General features: G+C 45.3%; 19 protein-coding genes. 4 read left to right on the forward strand and 15 right to left on the reverse strand.

Features of this window, described 5'->3' with window-relative positions; translation table 11 throughout:
- Window positions 1-8: 8 nt before the first annotated feature.
- The 14 genes from MARME_RS03660 to MARME_RS03725 form a co-directional block, all read right to left on the reverse strand.
- Window positions 9-716 carry a P-loop NTPase family protein gene (locus tag MARME_RS03660; protein ID WP_013659916.1) on the reverse strand — a complete coding sequence of 236 codons (708 nt, stop codon included), beginning with the start codon at window positions 714-716 and terminating at the stop codon, window positions 9-11.
- An 8-nt stretch (window positions 717-724) separates the two neighbouring features.
- Window positions 725-2,845 carry an SLBB domain-containing protein gene (locus MARME_RS03665; RefSeq protein ID WP_013659917.1) on the reverse strand — a complete coding sequence of 707 codons (2,121 nt, stop codon included), beginning with the start codon at window positions 2,843-2,845 and terminating at the stop codon, window positions 725-727.
- A gap of 1 nt (window position 2,846) precedes the next feature.
- On the reverse strand, window positions 2,847-3,665 hold the full coding sequence (locus MARME_RS21295) for an OmpA family protein (RefSeq protein ID WP_013659918.1): 819 nt from the start codon (window positions 3,663-3,665) through the stop codon (window positions 2,847-2,849).
- Window positions 3,666-3,688: 23 nt separating this feature from the next.
- Window positions 3,689-4,018, reverse strand: a complete 330-nt coding sequence (locus MARME_RS03675) for an STAS domain-containing protein (RefSeq protein WP_013659919.1) — start codon at window positions 4,016-4,018, stop codon at window positions 3,689-3,691.
- Between the two features lie 242 nt (window positions 4,019-4,260).
- The gene (locus MARME_RS03680) at window positions 4,261-4,971 is read right to left on the reverse strand and encodes a sugar transferase (RefSeq protein ID WP_013659920.1); all 711 of its coding nucleotides are present in this window, start codon (window positions 4,969-4,971) and stop codon (window positions 4,261-4,263) included.
- Window positions 4,964-6,121 carry a glycosyltransferase family 2 protein gene (locus tag MARME_RS03685; RefSeq protein ID WP_013659921.1) on the reverse strand — a complete coding sequence of 386 codons (1,158 nt, stop codon included), beginning with the start codon at window positions 6,119-6,121 and terminating at the stop codon, window positions 4,964-4,966. Before MARME_RS03685 ends, MARME_RS03680 begins: the two co-directional genes overlap by 8 nt.
- Window positions 6,118-7,206, reverse strand: a complete 1,089-nt coding sequence (locus tag MARME_RS03690; protein WP_013659922.1) for a glycosyltransferase — start codon at window positions 7,204-7,206, stop codon at window positions 6,118-6,120. The genes MARME_RS03685 and MARME_RS03690 overlap by 4 nt, the downstream gene beginning before the upstream one ends.
- Before the next feature lie 15 nt (window positions 7,207-7,221).
- Window positions 7,222-8,766: a GumC family protein gene (locus MARME_RS03695; protein ID WP_013659923.1), complete on the reverse strand. Its 1,545-nt coding sequence runs from the start codon at window positions 8,764-8,766 to the stop codon at window positions 7,222-7,224.
- A 26-nt stretch (window positions 8,767-8,792) separates the two neighbouring features.
- On the reverse strand, window positions 8,793-11,258 hold the full coding sequence (locus MARME_RS03700; RefSeq protein ID WP_013659924.1) for a hypothetical protein: 2,466 nt from the start codon (window positions 11,256-11,258) through the stop codon (window positions 8,793-8,795).
- Window positions 11,245-12,504, reverse strand: a complete 1,260-nt coding sequence (locus tag MARME_RS03705) for a glycosyltransferase (protein WP_013659925.1) — start codon at window positions 12,502-12,504, stop codon at window positions 11,245-11,247. Before MARME_RS03705 ends, MARME_RS03700 begins: the two co-directional genes overlap by 14 nt.
- Window positions 12,501-13,313, reverse strand: coding sequence for an acyltransferase (locus tag MARME_RS22765; protein WP_013659926.1), 813 nt, complete (start codon window positions 13,311-13,313; stop codon window positions 12,501-12,503). The genes MARME_RS03705 and MARME_RS22765 overlap by 4 nt, the downstream gene beginning before the upstream one ends.
- A 32-nt stretch (window positions 13,314-13,345) precedes the next feature.
- Complete coding sequence (locus MARME_RS03715) at window positions 13,346-14,815, reverse strand: O-antigen ligase family protein (RefSeq protein WP_013659927.1); 1,470 nt, start codon at window positions 14,813-14,815, stop codon at window positions 13,346-13,348.
- Window positions 14,799-16,280, reverse strand: coding sequence for a lipopolysaccharide biosynthesis protein (locus MARME_RS03720; protein ID WP_013659928.1), 1,482 nt, complete (start codon window positions 16,278-16,280; stop codon window positions 14,799-14,801). Before MARME_RS03720 ends, MARME_RS03715 begins: the two co-directional genes overlap by 17 nt.
- Window positions 16,281-16,290: 10 nt before the next feature.
- Complete coding sequence (locus MARME_RS03725) at window positions 16,291-17,478, reverse strand: glycosyltransferase family 4 protein (protein ID WP_013659929.1); 1,188 nt, start codon at window positions 17,476-17,478, stop codon at window positions 16,291-16,293.
- 163 nt (window positions 17,479-17,641) lie between these two features.
- Here MARME_RS03725 and MARME_RS03730 point away from each other — a divergent pair, with 163 nt between their 5' ends.
- Window positions 17,642-18,643 (forward strand): glycosyltransferase family 2 protein, encoded by a 1,002-nt coding sequence (locus MARME_RS03730; protein WP_013659930.1) that lies wholly within the window; start codon window positions 17,642-17,644, stop codon window positions 18,641-18,643.
- Between the two features lie 319 nt (window positions 18,644-18,962).
- Here MARME_RS03730 and MARME_RS03735 read toward each other — a convergent pair whose 3' ends face one another.
- A complete protein-coding gene (locus tag MARME_RS03735; RefSeq protein WP_013659931.1) occupies window positions 18,963-19,982 on the reverse strand; it encodes a glycosyltransferase family 4 protein in 1,020 nt (339 codons plus the stop codon).
- Between the two features lie 225 nt (window positions 19,983-20,207).
- Between MARME_RS03735 and MARME_RS03740 the strand changes: the two genes are divergently transcribed.
- From MARME_RS03740 to glmS, 3 genes are all read left to right on the forward strand, one after another.
- Window positions 20,208-21,170, forward strand: coding sequence for an NAD-dependent epimerase/dehydratase family protein (locus MARME_RS03740; RefSeq protein ID WP_013659932.1), 963 nt, complete (start codon window positions 20,208-20,210; stop codon window positions 21,168-21,170).
- A 39-nt stretch (window positions 21,171-21,209) separates the two neighbouring features.
- The gene (locus tag MARME_RS03745; RefSeq protein WP_013659933.1) at window positions 21,210-23,948 is read left to right on the forward strand and encodes an ATP-binding protein; all 2,739 of its coding nucleotides are present in this window, start codon (window positions 21,210-21,212) and stop codon (window positions 23,946-23,948) included.
- Between the two features lie 314 nt (window positions 23,949-24,262).
- Complete coding sequence (gene glmS, locus MARME_RS03750; RefSeq protein WP_013659934.1) at window positions 24,263-26,074, forward strand: glutamine--fructose-6-phosphate transaminase (isomerizing); 1,812 nt, start codon at window positions 24,263-24,265, stop codon at window positions 26,072-26,074.
- Window positions 26,075-26,173: the final 99 nt, after the last annotated feature.

The following is a 26,173-nucleotide window of genomic DNA, read 5'->3' on the forward strand; positions in this document are numbered from 1 at the left end:
AAACCACCTTATACTCTTAAGTTTAAAAAGGTTGATCTTCGAATGGCTTTTTTGAACAGGCTAGAGAGCCAAGGTAGAAAACGGTTAAGTCTGTTCGCTTCTCTTAACATTTCGTTCGCAAGAGACGGAAATTCGACGTCGTTCATGATGATGCCGGCTAGGTTCGCTTTCGCTTTTTCGAGCTTATCACAGCTGCTTCTAAGCGCTGTTTGCGTAGTGACCTCTGTCTGTATCAACAATAGAGAGGCATCGGATACTGAGCAGATTAGATCTGTTGGGATATCTCGATAGTTATTACCACTGATTGGCGCGGTATCGATGACGATACGATCATAGCTTTTCAGCCAATCGTTCATCTGGTTTCTAACGAGCCCCGGATCTCTAAAGTTAAGGGGAGCCGAACTGCAAATAGGAGCGGGTAAATAATGTGTTCCACTTTCTGTTGGTTTTATAATAGCGTCTTCGGTGATGTCGCCGATGTTCCATTTGCTTCTTGGTAACCCGAGAGTGCTGTTCAAACTTGGATGATAGAGGTTCAAATCAACCAATAGCACACTGTATCCATTTGCCTGATAGCGTTTGGCTAGCGCGTAGGCGGTCATTGATACGCCACACTGGTTGTGTGCACCACTTAAACTGATGACCTGTGAGCCTTTGCGTTCTAGAACGGTAAAGATGGATTCCAGTTCGACGTAGTTGACGGGTAAGTTATTCATAAAACCTCCTAAAGCACCAGAATCAAAAGGGTTGCAATACTTATCATGTCTCTAACGAACGACATGGTCTGCGTCCACATACTGTTTTCTGTTGATGGGATATAAATGGTGTCTCCAGGGCGAATAACCGGGAGAAGGGCGCCTTCGGGAGAGCGTAAATACGCGGCAAGATCGAAGACCAGTGAAGTGGTATTACAGCATCCTTCATGAACAATTCTAACCTCGCAAATATCGGCGGCGTTGGTTGGTCCACCCGCCTGTGCTAGTGCGTCGAGTAAATTCATATCGTCACTGAAGCGGTAGTGTCCTGGGCTGTTTAGCGCGCCCATAATCTTAACTGAGCGCTGAGATTGCCCGTTGTAATCTTTTAATGATTTACCCGGTAAGAAGATCGTGTCGCCTGCTTTAAGGTCTGGCAATAGAGTTTCGTCGCCCGTATCGAAATACAAGGCTAAATTGACTTGGGTGGTTTTGGCCTCGCTATCGTTTCGATGAATGACCCTAGCGGCGCGTAAATCGGCGGTTTCGCTTGGGCCGTTGGCAGCAGCAAGCACATCCAAAAAGCTTTCTTTCCCTGTGAAGCGATAGCGGCCTGGAATCCCAACTTGGCCCATTACAAAGATTGAGTCTTCACTGGTTTGTTTTACCCATTCCGCTTTATCACTGACGGGGAATTGTGGGTGTCTAGGAATAACAACGGTATCGCCGCCTTTTAGCTTAGGCATGGCTTGATCGCTTTTACCTCCTAGATAACGTGCCAAATCAAATTGAATTGGCGGTAAATTAGGACGTTTGATCGACAAGTTGGTAATGTCTGCGTCTTTGGTCGGGCCGCTACTTTCGGCGATAAGATCCATTAAACTCATTTCGTCAGACCACTCGTAGCGGCCCGGTTTCACAACCGCACCAATGATATGGATCGCATTGTCGGGCGTAACTTTTAGCCAAGAAGTCTGATTAATGTCGTTTTTCTCAGGAACAAAGATCGCATCTCCAGGCCGAATAGAAGGTGGTGTTATAGACGAAAGCCCTTCTGTGTAGGCTTGAAGATCAAACTCTGAGACGCTGCCATCGCGACGAATAATTCGAATAGCACGCGTTCTAGCAAAACGTGATGGTCCACCCGCGTTTGCCATTATTTCTATAAATGAGGCACTGTCTTGAATTTCATACGCACCGGGTCTGAAAACTTCCCCCATTATGTAGACGGTGCGATTACCGGTTTTAACCTCTTCTTCTTTCATCGGCACGAAGATGGTTGCACCGGGCGCAACTTGAGGCAGCATTTGGTCACTGCCGCCGTCTAAATAATCTTTAAGGTCGAATAATACGGGATCGCCTTCTGTGATCAGTCGAATCTGCTCGACGCTTGCAAAGCGAGTTACGCCTCCTGCTCGCATGAGCAAGTCGACAAAGTTTTGAGATTGATCGTAGGTAAATGTACCGGGTTTATGGACTTCACCGAATATTTTGACAGACAGTGCTTTTTCGGCCGCGTCGCCCCCCGATAGTAAACTCGCAGCATCGAACTCGACTTCGACATTTCCTGTTAGAGGAGAAGAAGGTACGAAGATCGTATCCAATGATTGTAGAGAGGGAACAAGGTTCGCATCGCCGGTGTCGAGGTATTGCTTATAATCAATAACAAAGGTTTCGTTATTGCGTCGCACTTGTACCTTGTTTAATTGCGCGCCCGGTTTGATTCCTCCGGCCTCAGTAAGCGCCATTTGCAAATTGCCGTGCTGAGGTATTTCGACCTCACCCGGGTTTTTGACGTAGCCCAGTACGGTAATGAGCAGTCGATGCTCAACTCGCGAAAGGGTTAATTGATCTGTATTTAAAAAGTGGCTGGAAAGTTGTACCTGAATGAGAGCCGTCGCATCGCTTAAACTAAGCCCCGTTAATGTAATGACGCCGACTTCTGGCAATACGATATTGCCGAGTCTGTCTACTTCAAACGGTTTTTCAAATGCGTTATCGCCTAAAAAATTCACCTGTAAAATATCACCAGGCTGAATAAGGCCATTCGAATCATCATTCGCGATGCTGTGTGTCGATACGGTGATTAACAGTATCGACACAACCAAAAACATCAGTGCCGTCCGTAACATAGGGTCCAACCACTTCATACTACTTCCCTCCCCAAATGTCTGTAATCCTAGGCCAGTATTTAAGTTTGTCTACTTTAATAGTGTCTTCTTCAATTCGGCTGACGTCCACTTCCACGCGACGATTGTATTTTCGAGACTGTTCACTCGCATTGTGGCTAATTGGGTTCCAAGGGCCTTCGCCATTACACCTTAGCTGATGTGCGTCGACATTGTGTGCAATAAGATACCGTGAAATCGTTGCCGCTCGGTCTAACGCCAGATGCTCATTCTCTTCAATACTACCTTGAGAGTCTGTATGTCCTACTAGGGTAACTTTGTAATGGGGGTTGAGTATCAGCCACTTTGCTAATTCATCGAGTAGTGGAGGCATGGCATCTGGCATGGCGGCGCTCGCGGATGCAAAGTTGGTTCGCGAAATACGCTCCAGTAACGGCAAAATGTCGGCGAGAACATCATCGTGAGCCTCTCCAAGGCAGGTAGTACGAGCATGTAAGAAGACTAACCCCTTTTCAGCATTTTCAATTTGTTGATCGAGCGCACGCAGATTAAGAGCAGCGTCTTCATGTAATCCCGTTTGATGTTCCCCGTTCGCCATTTCTAGCAACTTGTGCATGCGGTAAATACGTCCGGGCATGCACTCTTCGCCGCCAGAGTGTTCTAATTGGTTTACTCGAACGGTTGCAATCCTCAGAGCGTCCGATAGGCGCGCATGCTCCGTAAAGTGCAGAGGCATTGGATAATTCGCATCAGAAGGCTTAGCTGAAGGATTTAAGAAGCTGCATCCAGATAAGGCTGATGCTGTGAGAGCGAGTGATAATACATACGTTAAGCGGTTCATAGTAACCTCCTTGGCGCTGCGACTTAAGAAACGGCGCAGCTGCGCACATCGTCTTTGATCGTAATTGCTCGATCGATTCTAAGCAGCGTCATCAGTTCTTTCGGCTGACCGTTTAATCCACTTAGGACAAGAGAGCGTTCTTCTTCGCGTAAGCGCTTGAACAGAAACACGATGGCGCCAATGCCTGATGAGTCTATGAAGGTCACTTTGGATAGATCAAAGACGATATCGCCGTCAAAGGTCGTTGGAATCAGTTCGATCGCGTCTTTGTTTTCTGCGATCGCAACGCAATCCATTTCTCCAGCCAGCTCCAGTACTTCGTACTCGTTTAAGGTATAGTGATTTTGATACATGGTAATTTCCTTGATCACAATAGTATGAGTGTGTCTTAGAGATTGCAGAGATCAGGCCAACTTATTGTTTTAACTTAAGTGGTTGATTAAAAAGAAGTTTTTATTTTTTATGAAGTTTTTGGCAGAAAGGGATTTAGAAAAAATGCAGAATGCAATGAGGTGGTTTGCATTCTGCGAAAACGAGTAAGTTGAAATAAAGCGCGATGAAAAACGACAGGCAGAGCATTGGTAAAGCACGTGTTTTATTGTCCTCTTCCCATGATCACAACCACAATGGTTTTCCATACGATCAATGCATCCATAAATAGCCACTGCTTCATTGACGTTAAAGCGACCGAATAAGATAAGTCATAGCCGAGTTTGTTTCGGCTGTCTTCGATCGTTTCATCGTAACCTTGATAGACCTGCGCTAACCCAGTGATGCCCGGTAAAACACCATAAGTACGTTCATTAAACAGCGGGATCTGGTTTTCCAGTTTGCCCATTATGCCGGGTCTTTCAGGCCGAGGGCCGATCATCGACATCTCACCTTTTAAGACATTAAAAAGCTGAGGAAGCTCATCTATGCGGGTTTTACGCATGAACTTTCCGACTTTGGTGATACGAGCGTCGTTTTTACTTGCCCAAACTGGGCCGGTAGCAGATTCTGCGTTTTGGACCATGGTTCTGAATTTCACCATTTTGAACAGACTGGAGGCGTTCTTGTTAGCCAAACCGATACGAACCTGTGAAAAGAAGATCGGCCCTTTAGATTCCAGCTTGATTGCTAGCATAACAAGTGGCCAGATCGGCAGAGTGGCGAGTAATAACACCAGTGCGGTAACAATATCGAATAAGCGTTTGCATACTCGAACGTTAGTCGGAACGTATTCAATCGCCGCTGTGCTTGAATCTTGATTCGGAGCCGTGTGACTGCGAGTTGTGTGACGCTGAAGGCTGGCTAGATTAATCATGAGATTTTCTCCAAGAATTTGAGTATTTGCCTGATAAGTAATGTGATATTGCTAGACCATTCACAAAGTGTGCCGAAATCACATAATGAACTTTGATTAACAAAGAATGGTTTAGCTTGAAATAGTGTTGCAGGATGGCAATGCCATAGACGACACATTGCACGGCGACGATTGGGATGAACCACAAGGTATGTACGGCCGCTAATGAAGACGTCAGCAATGCGATTAAAAATAGAAATGGCATGAATGGACGCATCCATTTGCATGAAAAAAACATAAAGGCCGTCATGCCATACTTAGGGTTAAGCAACGGCATTAAGCGAATACTTTGTTGAAAGTTCCCTGCGCCAATTCTAAGACGACGGCTTAAATCTTGTTCTACTTCAGTGGCTTCCAGCTCAACGGCGATCATATCTGGCTCGTAAACCACACGAAGGCCTTGTTGAATGATTGAGCATGGCAGTACGAAGTCGTCGTTAATCGTATCGATGGGAAGAGGGCGAAAGAAAGCGCTTCTAAATAAGTAGAACGCACCGTGAGCTCCGAGCGTTGAGCCAAGATCACTTTCTGTTTTTTTAATGTTGCATTGGTACTGCCAGTAGCTTTTCTCTTGAGCTGCGCCGTTGCTTAGAAAGCGATAGGTTGCGCATACTGCACCTGTATTCGCATTTTGAAAATGCCTAGCTGCAATCTGCAAAGCGTCAATAGACAGCAGAGCGGAGACATCCGATAAAGCGGTAATGTCAGCAGTAATATTTGGCAGCACTCTGTTGAGTTGTGCCAACTTGCCGAGATTTTCATGGCCGTTGTGAATGGAAACATTCAACGTCCCAAGTAACGGTTCTCTTAGTGTGTTTTTAGCGACGTCATAAGAGCGATCCGTACAGCCGTCGAAAATAAGGTGTACGGTAAGCTTGTCGCTTGGGTAATCCACAAACGCCAGATTTCGAAGTTTGTCTGCCAATACACCCTCTTCGTTGTAAATCGGGATGACGAGTCCAATACTTGGTAGTTCGCTCTTGTTATTGCTCATGCGACTGCGTTTTTTGTTTTGTACTTTGGTAATAAGCTTTAGTAAAACGGGATACCCAACGTGGTGATAGATAATCAACGTACTGCTTATTAGAAAAATAGACATTAAGAAAATCATGACGCTTCTCCTTGTTGGAGCATTAAGTTGCGGTAAGAGTCGGCTATTTTGTTAAGCGAATAGTGTTGCGTTATAAACTGTCTTGGCTGCATGACACCTCCATCGATTAACAGTTTTTGGCTAATCGCGAGGGCAAGGGCTTCGCTGTCTTTAGCCTGAATCAAAGAGCCTGTATTCGGGCATATGGCTTCGTTACAACCGCCTACATCCGTTAAAATGACAGGAATGTTGCAGGCTTGTGCTTCCAGTGGTGACAAAGGCAAGCCTTCTGCTTCTGAAGGCAAGCAGAACACATCCAGTGACCGATAGAATTCGCACATATTGTCTAGGTTGCCCAGAAAGTGAATGCGATCAGAAAGCCCCATCGCAGCGGCTTCCTGTTCCAGCTTTGCGCGCAGTGGACCGTCGCCAGCGAGTGCTAGATGGATATCGCTTGGCACATCTAACATGGCTTTGAATAAATAAGTGTGTCCTTTTCCTTCTACCAATCTAGCAGCGCAGCCAACTAGGCCGCTTTTTTGCGGTAAAGAAAGAGACGTTCGTGCTTGGAACTGGCTTCCAGGAGAGAACTTCTCCGTATCGATGCCATTCGGAATTACACAGTTGTCGTGTGTAGGAAAGAGGTCTTCCAGCGCACTGCCAACGTATCTTGCATCTGCGACTAAGGTAGGCTTAACCACAGAAAGTAATGTCGATTGCAAAAGGTGTCGTTTTTTACTGCGTTGAATGTGCCATACATCGTGCTCAGTGTGCACAATATTGCGAATCCCTGCGCGCTTTGCTGCGAGACCGCCATAAAGAAGAGGGCCAATGTGGTGTGTATGAATGGCGTCCGGCTGATGCTCTTTAAATAAAGCGGTCAGTGTTTGGACCGTAGACCATTGTAATCCCGGCTGCTTATTTAAGAAGACTTTATCGCATTGCGTCTGCGTTAATCTCGGCCATGTCTTTTCGGCGTCAGATTGAGAGCCTTCAAGGCTGACGATAGTGACTTTATCTAGGTTTTGATAGGCTTTTTCAAGCTCTAAAACCAAGGTTTCGATGCCGCCTGGGGCCAGATGTTGTACGACTTCTATAATCTTCATATTGATAATCTCCATTTAAGAAAGTCGCTTAAAGTTAAGCAATTTTCTTTTCGATAAATTTGTTTTTGCTGTGTCCGCGAATTCGGCTCCGTGTAACAACGTGTCCAGCTGATGGTGAGAATCTTGTATTTTGGGAATGCGAGCTAATACGGGTGCCCCAGCGATAGACTGTACGTCGGCAATGTAGCGCAACCGAGAATCGGTAATTTCAATGACGAGCGCCACACCAGAGCCGAGCCCAATACCTGCGATAACGCCAAGAATCATGTAGAGAATGGCTGGCATGTTGCTCGGTGATGATGGCGTATAGGCTTCATCGATTACCTTGATACGATCTTTTTGTTCGTAGTCTCCTAGCGCGCCAGTAAGTTTTGCGCGTTCGTGGCGATTGAGCGTGTCTTGATAGACTTTCTTTTTCACCTCGATATCACGGTTCAAGGTTTTAAGCTGCTGCTCAACAGAACTGCTTGACGCGATGAACTCAAGTAACCCGTCTTGTTGTCGCTTAAGTTGTGCCAATTCCTGTGTGATTCTAGAATGACGCAGTTTTGCAGACTCAATTTCTTCGCCAGGAATAAAGCTGACGTTAGTGCCTGAGCTGGACATAGACTCTTCGATTCTTGATAGGCTGGACAACCAAAGTCGCTCTAGTTCATCAAAACTCGTAATGGATTTGGTTAACTCAAGAAACTCAATAAGCTCCTTTTCTAAGCGCGAAAGGTTCGCCATCGCAATGACGACCTTGCTGTGTTTTTTCGTGTAGCGGGACAGCAAGCTGTTGAGTTCGCGTTTTTGTTGCAATATATCGCTTTCAAGCTGCCCGATAAGAGGGTTATTGCGTAACAGCTCGGTGTGAAGGCTGTCCATAACGGCTTGTTGACCCGCAAGCTCGATCTCCTTATCGGCGATCAGTTGGCGAAGCTCGGAGATACTTTGAACGTTGTTGTTGAATAGGCTCGGAAGTTGAAGTGCGTTCTCGGACTTAAAATCGGCCAGTGCCGCTTCTGCTTGTTCTAATTGGACGCGTTGCTCGACAAGCTGGTTAAGTAAAAAGTCTTCTGAACTGCTCATTGAACTACGCTCTGGTGCGAGCAACTGCTCAATAAAGACTTCTCTTACTTTTTTCAGCACTTCGCTCATGCCTTCAGGTGTACCATTGCGATATGAAATACGAATCAGATCAGAACCGAATAAGCTGACTTTTAAATTGGCAGACAGTCTGCCGATGACGCGATCTTTGGCATAATCCGACGCAGTTTCAGTATAGAGATGCTCTTCCTCGGCAACGCGTTTTAGAATATGACGACTATGCAGTAAGGTATCGAGCGCCTTTATACGTTGTTGAATTTGAGTCTCAACGGAAAGATCTTTTAGGAACGGGTTGAGTGTCGCACTTTCTTGAATCAAAAAAGACGTGTGGTTGTCGTATATCTTGGCCGATGATGTTGATAGAAGGTAGCCAAAAGTAGGCAAGATAAGAGGTGGAATAACCAACAGGTATCTATGCCTCCATGCGGCACAAAACAGGCGATATATTCTGGCTTGAATAGCGAGATGCATTGATAAATACCCATAAAAAAATAATCCTATCTATCTAAGGGCATGGTTTGTGCCAGTTTCTTTATTTTCTCGATAATGGCATTTATCTCTTTGTTAAATATAGTCTTTTTGGAAAAATCCAACGCGATGATTTGTTCTAGCTCATGGTGTAAAATTGCAAAATGAATATCGTGATTCGCATTTTGAGAAAGCCAACTTAGCCATCGTAAGTCGTTAATGCCTGTGCGCATATTGATAAGGTCTGCGCGGATGGTTGGGTAATCGCAGCTGTTTTTTTTCGGTAAAAAAAACTGTACGTCGTCCTCACGTCCGTCGGTTGGGTCGAACGGATGAGCGGTAGGCATTCGTCCATGCCATTGCCAAAAACCACCTGCTTTGGAGCGCCAAAGATACAGACCAGATGCATATCTTAGGTTTGGTAGGTTATAAAGGTAATAACGTACATTCGCTTGTTTGAGGGCTTCAAAGGAGGCTTTATTCAGACCGTAGCCTTGGTTAATGAGTACGTCCGAATATTGAGACACTAATGTCGAATGTTCACCGTGATTAAGCTGAGCGTAACGACGTAATGTCGGCAAAAAATCAGCCAGTTGAGTATTGAGCTGGTTGAGCTTTTCATCCATATCAATAAATAACCCCGGCTCATCAGCCAAAGACCATAAGGTATAAGGGTGTGATTGTTTCAGTGCTTGAAGCACACTAATTTGCTCATGCAAAGGTTGATTGACCATGCGTTTGAGCGGTGTATAAGCGGGAAATGGCGCTTGAAGCCCTGCCATCAATGGTGCTTGGATGGCCTTTTTAAACGCTTTAATTGATTCAGGCTTGGTCGATGGTGTGGGTAGTGCTGGCGCAACGCCAGAAACGCCAAGACGCTGTAAAAAACGATAGTCACACTGCGATTGCTCTATTGCAAGGTCAGTAGAAAACCAACTTAAGTGCGGCGCGTAATCCATATAGATACCGACCGGAACCGGCGATCGGGGCAAGTGAATGGGTAAATGAGCAAAGGTATGTTGGAGTGATCCATACGAGAAGGTCAGTGCTCCGATTGATGATGAGTGTTGACCAATGCGGCTGGTGGATTGTGTTTTTGCCTTTTTGATCTTAGCGAAGAGATACCATATGTCTCCCGTCTTCGCTTCGGTGTGTTGCGGATCAAAGGCTTCCAGATAGACTCGTTCAGTTAGCGCTCTTTCTTGACCGCCAACGCGTCCTAATATACGTTTTTCTTTTAACCATATTGCGTCTGTTATAGGCAAGGTGTGTGATAAGAGGTGTCCGTATGCCTGATCAAACTCAATTTTAAATTCTATTTGCTCGGAGTGAGCGACCCACGTCGTGTCATTGCCAAATAATGCAATGTTCGAGTGGTCTTGCCATTGATAGGGCGAAGGTAAGATTGGCCATTGTTCTATGAAGGCGTCTTTTCTGAGTTGATCGAATCTTGCCATAATGTTTTCCGACGCCTCGTTCCAAGGCGTGGCAATCACAGCGGATAAAAAGGTACCAGCCGGAACATCGCTCTCAAGGGTAATATGAAGTTGCTCGTTTTCTACCTTCACGACGGCGTCAATGGGGTTGCCTCGGTTGATCATAAAGCTATCCCAGAAGGGGTCTGCCATTCGCTTTGGCGAGTTGTTTTGATGCGGTTCTATGGTGCTTGAGGCTAGACTTCCACCTAGATCTGGTTGATTAAAATAATACTTTTCTTGCCATTGATCGGCATTGAGGTCTTGGGCTAAGACGGTTTGCTCGTTAATGACGACCTTACGTTTTAACGGATGAGGTAAATACTCCCATTCACCGATATCGCTCGTCCAAAGCCTGACTCGCCATAGTCCATTTTTTAAGGGCAAGGTAACGGATTGAATGCCTTCGAAACCGTCTCGAATTAACGCATCGTGATAGGGCCTATTACGTTGCCTTAGGTTCCCTCTTAACGGAACGTCGTTTGGCTTTGTTAGACCGATTCCGCCAATGTCTTCCCATCTTGAACCTGGGGTGACGCCGTAAAAACCCCAAGCCCCTGTTTTTTGACTGCCAAAGTCCCACCCGACGAGTTGCGATGGTGCTGTGGGCTTAGAAGAAATGTGAGCGTCCAGAAGTTGAATATCGCCATCAATAGCCGCGTAATATAGACGCCGAATTTGATCGGCAGAAAAAGCGAATTTGTGACCTGTCTTTAAACTGTCTAAATCAAGTCGAACTGTAAATTGCCCTTGGCTGAGTAATTGCTCGTGATTAAAACGTGAAAAATAATGATGGCTTTTGGGATGGTCGATTCGTACGAGCAGTCGAGCTTGTTTAGAAAGTACCTTGCCTTTTAGAACCAGTTCTTTGCCTTTTTCAATCCCTTCGTCATAGCGCCATAACTGTTTTTTTGTTCCTTGTGAAAAGGAAAGTGGCTCGTTTGACGAAGGGGCAGCACTGAATGCGAAGCCCGCATATAAAAGGCTGCTAAGGCAAAGTAGGGCATTAACGTAGCTCAATGAAAGCCTCTTTTCTTCGATCGTTTGGCATTAATTTGGATACTCCTCGCTTCTCATTGAGTGCTGCGAGCACATAATGGTGGGCCAATTCGGCTTTGCGAGACCAGTCGTCGCGCTTTACCAAATTGGATTGTGTGATGCGCCGTTCTTGTTTTGCAGCCTTTGAAAGCGTCTCTTGTGTCGAAATCACCTCACTCAGCTTCTTGATAAAATCGTCGTCTTCACGCACTAATGTTATGACGGAGTCATAAGTACGAGCGGCTTTAAAATCAGTGCAAACAATTGGTGTGCCAGATGCTAAATACTCTCTGAGTTTTAGCGGATTACAGTGCTGTATTTGCTGACAATGTTTAAACGGCAAGAGCGCGATATCCCAGTGTTGAACATAGGCTGCCAATTGTGAGTGAGGCATGGCGGGTAAGACTTTGACGTTTGGCTTGTTCAGCAGTGTCTTTGTATCGGTATGAATGGCACCAATGAGCATAATGGTCCAATCAGGATAATGGTCAGCAATGGCTTCCAACAGGTCGATATCGACCCAGTCAGCCAATTGACCATAAAACCCCAGCGTTTTCGTTTGTGGGAAGCCTTCGGGGGCAGCACGCCGCTGTGAGAATTGATGATAGTCAACGCCATGCTCAAGCAGTCGTGTTTTGTGCGCAGGGAAACGCTCTGCAAGGGCTTCGCTGGCCGTTAAAATAAGGTCGCACTTTTCGACCAATTCGTCTTCCATTTTTCCAATGACATTGTGGTCGACACCGGCCAGCGCTCTAAAGTCATCCCCACAGTAGTAAACGCTGATTTCTTCGTTGCATTGTCCAATCATATCGACCGCAGACGGCAATGAAAGCCAAAGCGCATGAGGAGATTTGGGTAACGATGCATGCGCGTTTTGTACTTGTTTGGAAAGCCAATACTGGTTTGCTTTGCGCGCAAGCTTTAGCCCGTATAAAGGGACGGCTTTGGGCGAGAGTATTGTTTGTGGCGTTGACTCAGCGACTTGTACTGGCACACTTTGTAATAAAGGAGATTCTGTGCCGCTTGATGAGTGCGTCGAGGTGTTACGCGCCATCATTTTTTTACCTTTCTCATACAGGCGTTTTAAATCATGAGCGGAAAGCTTAGGCTGACGCAAACCAATCGAGTTCATCCAGACAACGTGCTCTTTCGCCGATAGATACCGAAACAAATGTTGTGTGCTACTCGGGTGAGATCCCCAGTCTTCTCCAAATACGGTCCATTTCATGATAGCTCTCCTTTTTCCATCGTAACGTTTGTTGGCGCTTGTTCTGTTTGTAAGCTCTCTTGCTCATAGCGTTCTTGTTCAGAGCATTTCTGCTCAGAACATTCCGGGGCAGACAGCGCTCTAATTACTTTAGCTGGGTTTCCAGCAGCGACGACGTTATCAGGGATGCTTTTTGTAACCACACTGCCTGCTCCAATGATGCTGTTACGGCCGATGGTGACGCCGCCGAGTACCGTAACGTTGGTACCAAGCCAGACATTCTCTTTAAGATGGATGTTGCCAACTTGTGAATCGAGTTCAGGTAGCCCTTTTGCTCTATCGACGGGGTTGATAGGGTGACCTGGATAGCCCGCTAAAAATGCTTTGCCAGCCATCCTTACATTGTCTTCTAGAATGACGTCTTGCCCGACTGCAATATTGCTTTGCCAGCCAATATCGACATTGTCACCGACAATAAAGCGCGGTGTTTGTGACCCCCAGCGGGCGGAGACAGTACTGATGCCAGACCAACGACAGCCTTTGCCGACACGGATTTCTGGGTTGCCTAAGATCTGCGGCATGCCAGAATAGAGGTATAAGTGTTTGCCGCCTTGAATTTGGCTTTTGAATAACGGTGTCCAGTAGAGCCTTCTTGTTAAACTTGCGACAAGGGTCGCCGTGCTTTTATGCAAAAACAGCAGGCTTTTTGTGAGTAGTGGTATGCATGGCATTTCTAATTGCTGGCATGAGTACCAAATACCACGAACACTTCTTGCCGCAGGGGTTTTGCTGGTCTTAGCCCAATACTTTACTGACTGAATAGATTGCATGAGATCGTCCTCTTTGTCTCTGTATCGTCAGATCACGCATGGCTGCGTGAGCGCTTATCTTGTGTTATTGCATCCTCTGTGCCATTCGCAATTTGCATTTTTTTCGCGTCGTTTTGCGTTCTGACAGAAGCAAGGATGGGCGCTAAATTTGCCGACACCGCCATGCTGAGAGCGAATAGGATATAGATAGGCCACGTAAAGCCTTGAGTAAGAAACGTGCCTGATACCATCACACCAATAACACCCGCTAAGGTCGCTTGTGCGCTGACGGCCAAGGGCGCAGGAATCGATCGTTTATGGTCTTCGTCTTTCAGTGCGCGATTGAGAGATTTCACTTGTTTTATGTTGTTAATCAGTAAGCGGATTACCATCGTCGTAAAGGCGATAAAGCCTGTGAAACCGGTTTCCGCCAAGACGCCAAGCCATGTGCTATGTACCGCGTGGTTCTTACCGTCCCAGTGAGGACTGTAGAAAAAATAGTTCACATAGAAATTGTTGAGTCCAACGCCACTGAACGGATTGGAGACCGCCATGTTCCACGCCGCTTGCCATGCGTAGATACGGCCCATTGCTGATGCATCGATGCCGTCTTCCGCAGCGCCACCAGATGCCCGATCTGAAATGCCTGCAAGGGCAAGCAAGAGCATGGCAGCGGATCCTGCTAGAGTGATTAACAGCACTTTATTTTTTACTTTTTGCCACGCAAATACACCGGTCACCGACATGATGCCAAGTAAGCCGCCTCGGCTTTGTGTCGCGATAATGGCAGAGACAATTAGGATATAGCCGCATAAGCCCAAGAATTTCAAAAAACGCTTATTGTCAGGTGAAAACATAATGGCCAACGCGAAGCTGGTGGGAAACAGAAGTACCAGCGCAAGGTCATTTGGGTCACCAAGCATCGAACCGATGTCGCGGCCAATGGTGACGCGGGTACCTTCGACTAGGCCGATACCGTTCATCTTATTTTGTAAGGCGATGATGGCAATGACACTGCCGACGATTAAGATTCCCCAGTTGCAAATTGCAAAATCTCGTTTGCATTTTAGTAACCAAGCGATGATAAAGACCATGACCGTGATTTTGACAAAATTACCGGTCCAAGCGGCAATGGCTTCGCCACGATTACTCGCAAACATGAGTCCAATGGTGACAAAGGCGAAGAAGACAATAAAGCCAGTCATATGGCTATTCCAATAGGGTTTTATTTCCTTAGTAAGCAACATATGCCAAGCAGCAACCCCTAGCGACCCAAGCGCAAGCAACTGAGGAATCTTTAACGAGTACAGGGCAGGAAACGCTTCGTGAATTCTGAAGAACGAAAACAAGATAAAGCCCATGCAAATCCAGATAGAACTTTTTAGCGCAACCCAGGCTGCAAGTGGCAAAAACACCAAGGGTAAAATCAGGAACGGGTGAGGTAATTTCCACCAGATAAGACCGATGATTCCGCAAAGGCTCAATGCCAGTCCAGCACGTTGAAGGTTAGAGTAAGTTTGCATAAGGCCTCCCAAGTTTTACGATCCAGACAAGACTGGCAATGGAAGCGCATAATGGAACCGTCAAAGGAGCGACGAAAGCCATGGCGTCGGAACCTGAGAAAGACGGCAACATCATTGAAGTCAAAATTGCGATCATCAATATCACCACAAGGCCCAGTATGCCTTTGGTTAAAAGAGTGAGTGGGTAACGAATGTGAAGCACTCGCTGACTGACAATCCAATATGCGATTAGACGACCAAATTGACTGAACACAAAGGTATAGAGCGCGCCGTGTACACCGTATAAGGCGATCAAAATAGGGAAGCACATCGCGCAAAAAGCGCCCGTGCTCAATTCGATATACATCTGTGCGCGACTGTTTTCACTGCTAAAGCAGCCTAAGTTGTACAAGGCCCCCCATTGCTTTAAAACGCCGGCAGCCAAAAGCCAAGGTAAGAAATGCATGGCTTCTAAAATAGCGTCGTCAAAAAGGAGTGTAATCAGCCATTCTGACCAGAACCAAATCAATAAGCTGGTGGTCATAGCAATCAGAACGCCAAGCGTTGCACCAGTACCAGCACTGTTTAACTTTGACGCGTCTGATAAGACATTCATGCGCCTCGCGTACCACCACAATAAATACGGTTGATTACATAGGGCTGCGATGAGAAAAAACTTAATGGCGATTGCATAGGCGGCCAACTGTTCTGGTGAGATATATTGCGCCAAAATCACAATTTCCATTCCTTGGGATGCGTACATTGCCAGTCCACTTAAAACGAATGGCCAGCCGTAGCGAAGTGTTTGCCAAAGAGACGGTTTGTTGAACTGAATCCCCGTGCTTTTCAGCTGATGGGCGATCAATTCGATGGCTTGCAGTAAGCTGGCGGCTAATGACGCGAAAAGTAAAAAAGTCAGACCATAGTCATAGCTCAAACCGATGACGGTTAAAGCGCTATACACAAGGGTACGCATTAACATTGAACGTAAAAACAGAAAGGCTTTTTCTTCCATTCTTAGCCAAGCTAGACACAGCCCTAATACCCCTTCTAATGAAATGATCAATGTGCAGAGCAGCAGTTCGGTGGCCGACAGGGTCGTTATTTGATTGATTAAGGGTAACGTCATGGAAAAGCTTAAAAAGACGCTCACGATGATCAATATTGCCATACATAACGCGGTCCCGATGAGTTGAGCAACAATCTGCCTTTTGTCGGCGTCATTCGTTGCTTTACCAGCTTGGCGGTACAACAGGTTGACCATACCAAAGCTCACAATAATCACTGCGCCGTTCAATAAGGCGATAACGGTCTCGAGACGGGCAAATTCAATCAACCCAAGGCGGCTTGCAACGAATGGCAGCAGAAATAAGCTGATAGCCTTGGAAAGAATAATACCGATGGCATAACACGCTTGTTGCATCAACGCACTTTGTGTAGCGAATAGTGCGTCTAGTTTCTGCTTAAATATCGCGAGCGGTTTCATTGTAGGTCCCTTACTGATGACTGTTTTCAAAGGCTTGTGACAAATACTTAACCTGATCGTCGATCAAAAAGTGGGTTAAGAGGTGGTCATAGGCTAAATTTGCCATGGCACGCTTGTCTTCCTCACTCATGTCCAAAAACTCCGTCATACACTGAGCGAGAGAAAGAGAGCAGCCCGATTTGGTGACTTTCGCTAACGGGTTGTTATCTGCTTTATTGTTTAGCATTTCTAAGCAAGCGCGTATGTCGGTCGTGATAATCGGAAGCTTCAACATCATGGCTTCTTTTATGACCAATGGGCCTGTGTCTTGTGTACCAGCGGGCGTGACAATAAATGGCGCGATAAGACCGCTGTAATGAGCGTAGTGTCTGTTGACCCAATCAGCCTGTTTCGCGCCTAAAAAATGAACGACGTCATCTAGGTTTAAAATACGACAGGTTTCATGCAGCTCTTGTTTAAGTGGGCCGTCTCCCACAATGTCAATGTGAGGCCTTTTCGCTTTTGGAATCGATGCCAATGCTTGCAGTAATACAAACAAGCCTTTCGTTTCAGACAGTCTGCCTATGTAAAGCAAGCGTTTGGCTTGATAGTTGGGTTCACCTACGTTTTCCACTTTGGATACATCAACGCCGCATCTTACTTTGACAATGTTTGAGGACGGCGCGAGTTTTTTCATATCCTCTTTCATCATGTCGCAAACGGCGACTGCGAACGTCGCGTTGGACAGTTTGAGTGGTAAGTCCGACGGTGTTTTGTAGATGTCGTAGCCGTGACAAGTAAAAGAGATCGGAAGGCCCGTAAGTTTTGCGGCCACAATCGCGGTCGCTGTGCTGGCTAAACCGAAATGCGCATGTATGTGCTGACATTTCGACTGTTTCACGAAAACAGCGAGTTTTGCGCCATACCAAAGAAGAGATCGTTTTGGCAGTCCAGCTTGCTGATTTACAAATTGCATTGCATTTTGCAAACCGCGACCAGACGAGATTAGCATTTTCAAAGAGTCTCTCCAGTCAATGCTTTTTAATTCGATGGCGCTTCTTGCCAGCTCATTATCATCGTACTGACCACCCTCTGTTCGAGTGTCAAACGTTGCAAGCTTAACAGTATGGTTTAGTCGCTGTAACGCCCTGATTTCATTACCAATAAAGGTTTCTGATAAAACCGGAAAGGCCGTTGCTATGTAGGCAATATTTTTCATGTTTACTCTTCCTTATTTATCCGTCTCTTGGAAGACGTTGGCACATTGAATGCTTAGTAAGTTATGTCGAGTAACTGAATCTTCCCTCTAAAAAGGGCCAACAAAGCATTCTTAACATTAACTAGAGCAAGCTAAGTGCCAACCCGAAATTGAGGATAAAAATATGAGTATCTATAAAAAGAACGAATCGATTTATAGGAACGAAGCAGTAGATAACGCTAAGACGGATTCGAAAGGCGTCGAAGTGACCGTGATCATGCCGACCTATAATTGCTTAGAGTATTTACCAAAAGCTGTAGAAAGTGTTCTAAGCCAGAATGCGACGCTAGAGTTGATCGTTATTGATGACTGCTCTACGGACGGTTCTGATGAATGGCTACATCAAAAAAGTCAGCAAGACGCGAGACTGAAAGTTATTAAAGGTGAGCATAAGGGCGTATCAGCCGCGAGAAATTTAGCGATTAAAGAGGCTCGTGGACACTGGGTCGCGTTTTTGGACGCGGATGATTACTGGTATGCAGATAAATTAGAAGACCAACTCGCGGAACTGAAAAAGCACCCCAGTTGCATTTTGAGTTTCACTGAATACGATCATTTCGGCGAGAAAGGGGAATACTTGGGAGCCTGCTTTGATTTTTGGCCTCGTTTCCAAAAAAGAGTAAAGGCCGAAGGTTCTGTTGTTTGCTTGAGTGGAGAGCAAAAAACCAGTATCTACGAAGAGAACATCATTGGCACATCGACCGTTGTGGTAAAAACGAGTTATTTACAAGCAGTGGAGGGGTTTGATGAAACCTTGTTCTCCGCCAGTGATTGGGACTTATGGTTAAAAATTAGCTTATTAGGCGATGTACTGGTTCATAAAAAATCAACCACCAACTATTTAGTTCGATCGAACTCAATCTCCAGAAATGCAGAGCGTCGAATTGCCAGTGTTGAACGGATATTAGATCGCTATCGTGGGGATATGGAAACATTGAACCCTGAATGCTGCGCGCCAGCGTATGCACGTTTGTATATTGCTAAAGCCGAGGCCTATCAGCATCAATCAGGACATTACCTAAGCGCCCTTAATCACTATATAAAGGCCTGCTCAGGATTGCCAACCAAGCGTAATCTTTGGGCTCTGCTCTCCCACTTTGTTAAAGGAGCGATTCATCAAAGATGAGCTCATGGGGCCATTTCTAGGTGTTATAAAGCTTAGTAGTTTAAAGATCAGTAAGTTATAGCTGCTCAGTACGTTACGGTAGGTTCATGAAAGAGTCCGTATATGGCTCAAAAGGTCGGGTAAAGAAGATGTTTTCCCCGACCTTTTTTTTACCCAAGAAAAGGGTGGAGATAGCTGAAAAGGATGGAGATAGCGAAAAAGGGCGAGCAAATGCTAGCAGAAAATAGGAGCTGCTAAGGAGTACTAGAAAAAGATGGAGGAAGTGGGCAGATGAGCGAAGCCTTGCTCCGCTCATCTGCCCAGCTGTATTAGTCTCAGCTTAATCAGCTGAGCTTGAAGGGTAATGAGAAAGCAGTTGTGGCACGACAACGTCTTGAGAATATTCGTTTTTTATCGTGCGTTCTGCGTGGTACATCATCCCAGCCGTTTGAAAAGGATGAAGTGACAGCCATTGTTCGACTGCGTCGTGCATTTTGTTGAGATTACCAGGTGGGATTAGCCATCCATTAAATCCATCTTTTATGATTTCAGGTAGATCACCAACGCCAAACGCAGCGATAGGAATACCGCGTGACATGGCTTCTAAGACCGCCAAGGGGAGGCCTTCCGTTTTGGACGTAATGCAAAGTAAGTCAATGTTATCCCACTCAGATTCCATTGCTGTTTGACCGTGAAATAAAACGGTGGGATACGCATTTTTCAGTGACTCGTGCAATGCGCCTTCTCCGTATACATGAAACTCACAATTGCGACCTTGAAATTGATTGGCGAGCTGACAAAACGCATTGGGGTCTTTTTCGTCACTGAGTCTGCCAACAAAGGCTACTCTGGGCGTCAGTTTGTTTCTAAGGGGAGACTGTGTGACGGGTTCGTAATTGACGAAATTCTTTAGCTTAATGCCCTTATGTTTTAGTCGATTAAAAATCTCCTGACTGACCGATATCGGGGAAAAAAATTGTGATGTGATTTCGTCTAGTTTGACATACAGCTTGAGCTTTCCTGTTCCGAGATCACCATTGTGATGTGTTGGTACTGTCTTCCACCATCCTAAAGAATGGCCGAATTTTCCGATTAAGTTGGCTTTATACCCATGAGTATGAAGCGTGCTATGCGGTAAAACTTGATCGCGCAGGTTTTGTACCGATCCGTCAGCACAGGAGACCGGTATCTGCATAGTAGAAAGGGAGGATTCGATAATATGAGGCTCTGAACGATAGCGTTTCCAAAGTATCACTTGTACAGGGAAGGCTTTCGCTTTCAACGCTTTTGCCAATTGAATAATGTGTGTTTCGATTCCACCGATACCGCTGGAATCCACAAAAAGAGTGATGTTTGTCATGTTATCGTCCTCCGATATGTGACTGACTATGCGGCTAATATAGGTAGGTGAGCAAAGTGAATGCCAACAATGCTTTGCAAAATGCAACGCGGAATGTACTCGCGCGGTATTAACGATTTTTATTTTTCAAATTAACTCTTTATCTTATTGAATTTAAAGGCGTATTTTTGGTTGGCACAGAGATTGATTTCTCCTGAATATTGAATAAAAAAACAGGAGCGAGTCATGGCGAATTATTTAGTTACAGGTGGTTGTGGTTTTATTGGATCTCATCTTTGCGAAGTGTTGCTTGAGCAAGGTCATGAAGTCGATGTCCTTGATAATCTTTCGACGGGTAAAAGAGAAAACTTACCCAGTGGGGCTAAGTTGTTTGTTGGTGATATTAGGGATACTCAGCTGCTTAAGACATTAATGCATGGCATCGATGGTTGTTTTCATCTAGCCGCAGTGGCGTCAGTGGAGAAATCAAACCAGCAATGGGCTGAGACCCATACGGTCAATCAAACAGGTACGGTCAATATTCTTGAATGCAGCGCTCGATTGGATTGCAAAGTGCCTGTTGTGTATGCGTCCTCAGCGGCAGTATACGGTGACAATGCGAGTACGCCGCTGACAGAGCATAGCGAACAGCGCCCCTTATCTGCTTATGGGGTGGATAAACTCTCTTGTGAGCTGCAAGCTAAAGTTGCAGGGATGATACACAAGGTTCCAACAATGGGTTTTCGTTTCTTCAATGTGTTTGGTGAACGACAAGATCCGAACTCGCCATACAGTGGTGTTATTTCAATTTTTGCAAATCGCGTTGCAAATCACGAAAGCATTACCATCAACGGTGATGGGAGCCAAGTGAGGGATTTTGTTTATGTGAAAGATGTGGTCCGCTACCTAGTGGCTGGGATGACTAAAACGAAGTGCAGTGCACCTGTATTTAATATTTGTACAGGTAAACCGTGCAGTATCAAAGCACTTGCTGAAACGATATTTACCGTCGCGGGGTATCAAGTGGATGTGTCATTTGGCCCTAAACGTAAGGGCGATATTCACAGTTCACTTGGAGATCCTAACAATTTGATACGATATTTTGGCTTTAAACCAGACTATGATTTAGGTCTAGGGTTACTGGAAATGAGTAATAATGCCATTCCAGACAATCAAGAAACTGTCAGATTGCTCCGTGTTGCAACCTGATTTGGCGGTTACTTTCCATAAATAAGGAATACAAGGTCGATGGCGAAAATGAGTTTACGCAGGAACTGGCGATTATGGCTTTTCAGTGTGACAAGCCTGCTATTTCTTGCGTTTTCGGCCGGTCTTTATTCCCTAATTAATGATCAGCAAAAGCTGCTTGCTTCTCCTTCCGAAGAAAATGCATTACGAGCAGTGCACCAGACAGAAAAAGAATTGCTTCGATTCCAGTTATTTTTAAATGAATTGGAAGACTTTAATACGCATCAAGATGATCTGATGTTTCGTTTTGATATTGCGTACAGCCGCGTATCTATTATGCAATCGGGTAAGCTCGGCCGCTTTTATCGCGCAATAGATGGCGTGACGGAGCATTTAGACGCACTAAAAGCGCAGATAGACGTGATAGACGAATTGATACAAGCGGTACCTTACTCGTCTGATCTTTTGGTTCGATTAAAGCCCGAGTTGAAAAAACTCTATGATGAGAACCTACAAGTCGAATTGAAGACATTACAATTCGAAGCCAAAGGTAATCAAGCCGCCAAGCTCTACCTAGTGAAGCTGTTTAACTATTTTACCTATTTGTTGAGCGGACTGGCGTTTTCCGTCTTAGCCTTGATTGTTGAGCTTATGTTGCAAAGCAAACGGTCCGATGACAAACATCTACAAGCCATCCAATTAACAAAAGCGCTTGAGCAAAACATCATTAAAGCCGAAGCGGCGACGAAAGCGAAGACAGAGTTTCTTGCGACCATGAGCCATGAGATTCGTACACCAATGAACGGTATCATTGGCTTGGGTCATCTCATTCAAAATACAGTCCTTGATCAGATTCAATCTGATTATGTTCGTAAAATGCTTCGATCGGCTGACAGTTTGCTTTCCATTATTAATGACATTCTGGATTTCTCTAAAATTGAATCAGGCTCCATTGAGATCGAGCAACGTGACTTTCATTTGGACAGCTTGCTTGAGCAGGTCTTTGTGTTGAATGAATCTCGTGCGATTGAAAAGGGCCTGACCTTTACGATCGACAGAGACTTCCGTTTACAAGATGCGCTTGAAGGTGACTCGTTTAGATTAAATCAAATTTTAGTAAACCTAGTTAGCAATGCGATTAAATTTACAGAGCACGGAGCCGTTTCTTTGTCTGTGGCTCAAATCGAACGCTTTAAAGACCCATGGATTCGATTTAGCGTAAAGGACACGGGCGTTGGTATCCAGCCGGATAAAATTGAGTCCTTGTTTGAAGCCTTTAAACAAGAAGACTCCAGTACCACTCGAAAATACGGTGGGACAGGGTTGGGGTTAGCGATCACGAAACAGTTGTCTGATTTGTTAGGTGGTGAAATCTTCGTTAAAAGTGAGCTTGGAACAGGCAGTGAGTTTCGGATTGAATTGCCTTTACACCCTGCCAATACGGAACTGCGCAGTGCCTCTGCAGAATTACATTCCGTTAAGGTTGAATCGCATAATGCGACATCTCAAGGTGTGATAGCTGTTGTTGGCAGGCGAACGGGGTTAAATTCGCTTTTAGCCCGTTCGGGGTGGTCGTATGAATTCTTTGATCTGACCGATATTGATTTTTACACGCAGCGTAAAATACCCAATAAGCTGATACTAGTGCCGAGTAGTCATAAAGAACTGTCAGAGTGGTTGAGATTGTTGGATCAACAGCCAGAAGCGATTAAAGCGCTTACTTGTCTGGTTATTTACCCTAATTCAATCGAAGATCGCCAAGGCCTGGACAGGCTTAATACCCATTATTTGGGAGGCTTAATTACACCAACGAACTTATCTGAATATCTTGCCGCCCGATTATTGAAAAATTCACTCGTTTGCCCCGATTCAACGAAATCGCTTGAGCAAAAGTACAACTTTGCAGGTAAGCGAATTTTGGTCGTCGAAGACAATGCATTGAACGCTCAGATATTAGGGCAGTTGTTAATCATGCAATCTGCTGATGTCGCGTTTTCTCAAAATGGTGAAGAAGCCATCGAAGAGCTGAAAAGTAATCCATACGACTTGGTTATGATGGACGTGCAAATGCCTATTTTGGATGGCTATTCGGCTACACGTCAGATTCGATTGAACCCTTCGTTTAAGACTCTCCCAATCATTGCGATGACAGCAAATGCGATGAAAGGCGATCGAGAGAAAGCGCTTGAATCAGGCATGAATGATTACTTGTCGAAACCGGTGGAGCCTGACACCTTGTATACAACGCTTATAAAATGGTTAGGCATTAATGATGGACCTTTAGTAGAGCCAGAGCCGTTGCTCGATCCACAATCTTTTGAACATCAAGTGCTGATAGAAAACCAAGAAAAGCATTTAACAAACGACATTCGGCGAGAGAGCAAAGGTTCTTCCTTGTCTCAATCAAACGATTCTCAGCCAAGTGCTGTATGGCCAGAGTTTCTGCTCGGGCTGAATGTTTCTCAAGGCGTAAAGCAATGTGGCAGTAGTGTCGACGTATACCGATCCTTATTGCGTCAATATTTAAGCGATTTAGACGATCCATTTCAGGATATTCAGTTAGACATTATGGTCAAATCCTCCGATGAGGGCTCAGAGGAGTTAAAGCGTCTTGCATTTATGGCACATCGCTTAAAAGGCAGCTCTGAAAGTGTTGCAGCGACAGAGGTTGCTGCTATTACCGCAGCGATTGAAATCGCTGCGAAAACCCAACACCCTTCTGAATGCATTATTCTCCTTTCACAGTTTAAAGAAGCACGCAGTGTTGTGATCGCATCGATTCAAGCGCTTCTTCATTAAGAGGAGGTCTTTGTACGACGACCGTTCTTTCCAATACTGTTTTCCAATAGCCTCTCAAAATAGTGCTCTCCAATAGCACTCTCCAATAAAGAGTTAAACAGAGGCTCGTCTTGGCGTTGCTCGCGATTTCGGACAAAGGTCGCTAGAGGTAAATTGCAATTTGCGAATTGCATTTTTCAAAAAGCAATTATGATTTAAGTGTTGTTCGACGAAAATAAAATATTTTCTTTTAAATCAATTGTTTATTTTTGCTTTTCGAGTTGGCATGGCGTTAGCAATACCAAAGAACATGATAATTTTTTTAGGAGGCTCGCATGTGCGGAATCTTTGGTGTTGTAAATGATAAAAGGGCGTCTCATACCTTGTTACGAGGCTTAAAAGCGTTGGAATATCGCGGTTACGATTCAGCAGGGATTGCGACGTTACAAAAAGGAAATATCAGCTGCCGCCGCGCGCCGGGTAAGCTAGTTAATTTAGAAAGTGTGGTGAATGAGTGGCCTTTAAGTGGCGCGACAGGCATCGCCCATACTCGATGGGCAACGCACGGCAAGCCAACGGAGCTTAATGCTCATCCTCATCGTGCGACCAATGTTGCCGTTGTTCACAATGGCATCATTGAAAATGCCGACGAGCTGCGTGAACAATTGAAAGCCAGCGGAGTGCGTTTTTTTAGTGAAACAGACACTGAGGTACTACCTCACTTAATCGCCTTGTATTTAACTCAATGCGAAGATCCAGCAGAAGCCGTTCGCTATGCTATTAATGACGTAAAAGGCACGTTTGCCTTAGCGATTATTATCAAAGGTATTGAAGACCAAATAATTGCAACACGGCGTGGAAGTCCCCTTGTTGTTGGCTTCAATGTGGATTCGGCCTTTATTGCGTCCGATATGGTGGCAACGTCAGGTATGGCGGATGAAATCCTATATCTCGAAGAAGACGATGTCGCGGTTGTGCGCGCAGACAGTGTCACTATCACTGACAGTGATGGTTTTGAGGCCGAACGCCAGCGAGTCAAAGTCGATCACGACTTATTTACGGCTTCGAAGGGCAGCTATGAGCATTACATGCTTAAGGAAATTCATGAACAGCCCAGTGCTTTGGCGAGAACATGGGAAGGGCTTGCTAGCATCAGCGTGCCACGCTCTAAAGAAGTGGATTTTGCTAAATTAGACAAACTTCAAATCGTGGCGTGTGGTACGAGTTTTTATGCTGGCCTAGTGGCTAAGTATTGGTTTGAAAGAGTGGCAGGGTTGATCGTAGAAGTAGATCTCGCGAGTGAGTTCCGTTATCGAGAGCCTCCAATGAGCAAAAAAGGCGGCTGTCTATTTATTTCTCAAAGTGGTGAGACCGCAGATACGTTGGCTGCGTTGCGGTTTGCCAAATCGAAGAAACAATATTGCCTTTCTGTCGTTAATGTTCCAAATAGTTCGATTGCACGTGAGTCTGATTACGTCTTACGGACGTTATGTGGGCCTGAAATAGGCGTTGCTTCTACTAAGGCATTTACGTCTCAACTCGCGGTATTGTTCCATCTAGTCAAAAAGGCAGCACAACAACGTAAATGCGGCCAGGATCTCATAAAGAGCCTAGGTCGTTCTCCAGAGCATGACGTCGTAAGCAGCATGCATCAGGTTCTCATGAAAGAAAATCGTATTAAAGAGGTGTTACCACTCTTTAAAGACGCGACCAGTGCTATATTTTTAGGAAGAGGGCAGTGTTATCCGATTGCATTGGAAGGAGCGCTTAAGCTAAAAGAGATTTCCTACATTCATGCGGAAGGTTACGCTGCTGGGGAATTGAAACACGGTCCCATCGCGCTGATCGATGAAGGCATGCCTGTTGTTGTCGTTGCGCCGTATGATCGGTTATTCGAAAAAGTCGTTTCTAATTTGCAAGAGGTACGAGCGCGAGGAGCAAAAGTGCTGCTTATCAGTGACAAGCTTGGTTGTGAAATGTGTAAGAGCTATGCCGATTATATTATTGAGCTACCAACGGTAAATGAAATACTTGCGCCGTTTATAAACAGTGTTGCGGTCCAACTGTTGTCTTATTTTACCGCGGTTGAAAGAGGAACAGACGTAGATCAGCCTAGAAATCTGGCAAAATCCGTTACTGTCGAATAAGAAACGGTAAGGGTTTGTTATTTTGCCTAAGTGATGTCTGGTGTTGATGATCATTCCTCTTTATTCTTGGAAAGCCTCGCTCTTGTTTTGACCAAAGAG

It is taken from the genome of Marinomonas mediterranea MMB-1 (assembly GCF_000192865.1).
In the GTDB taxonomy this organism is placed as follows: Bacteria; Pseudomonadota; Gammaproteobacteria; order Pseudomonadales; family Marinomonadaceae; genus Marinomonas; species Marinomonas mediterranea.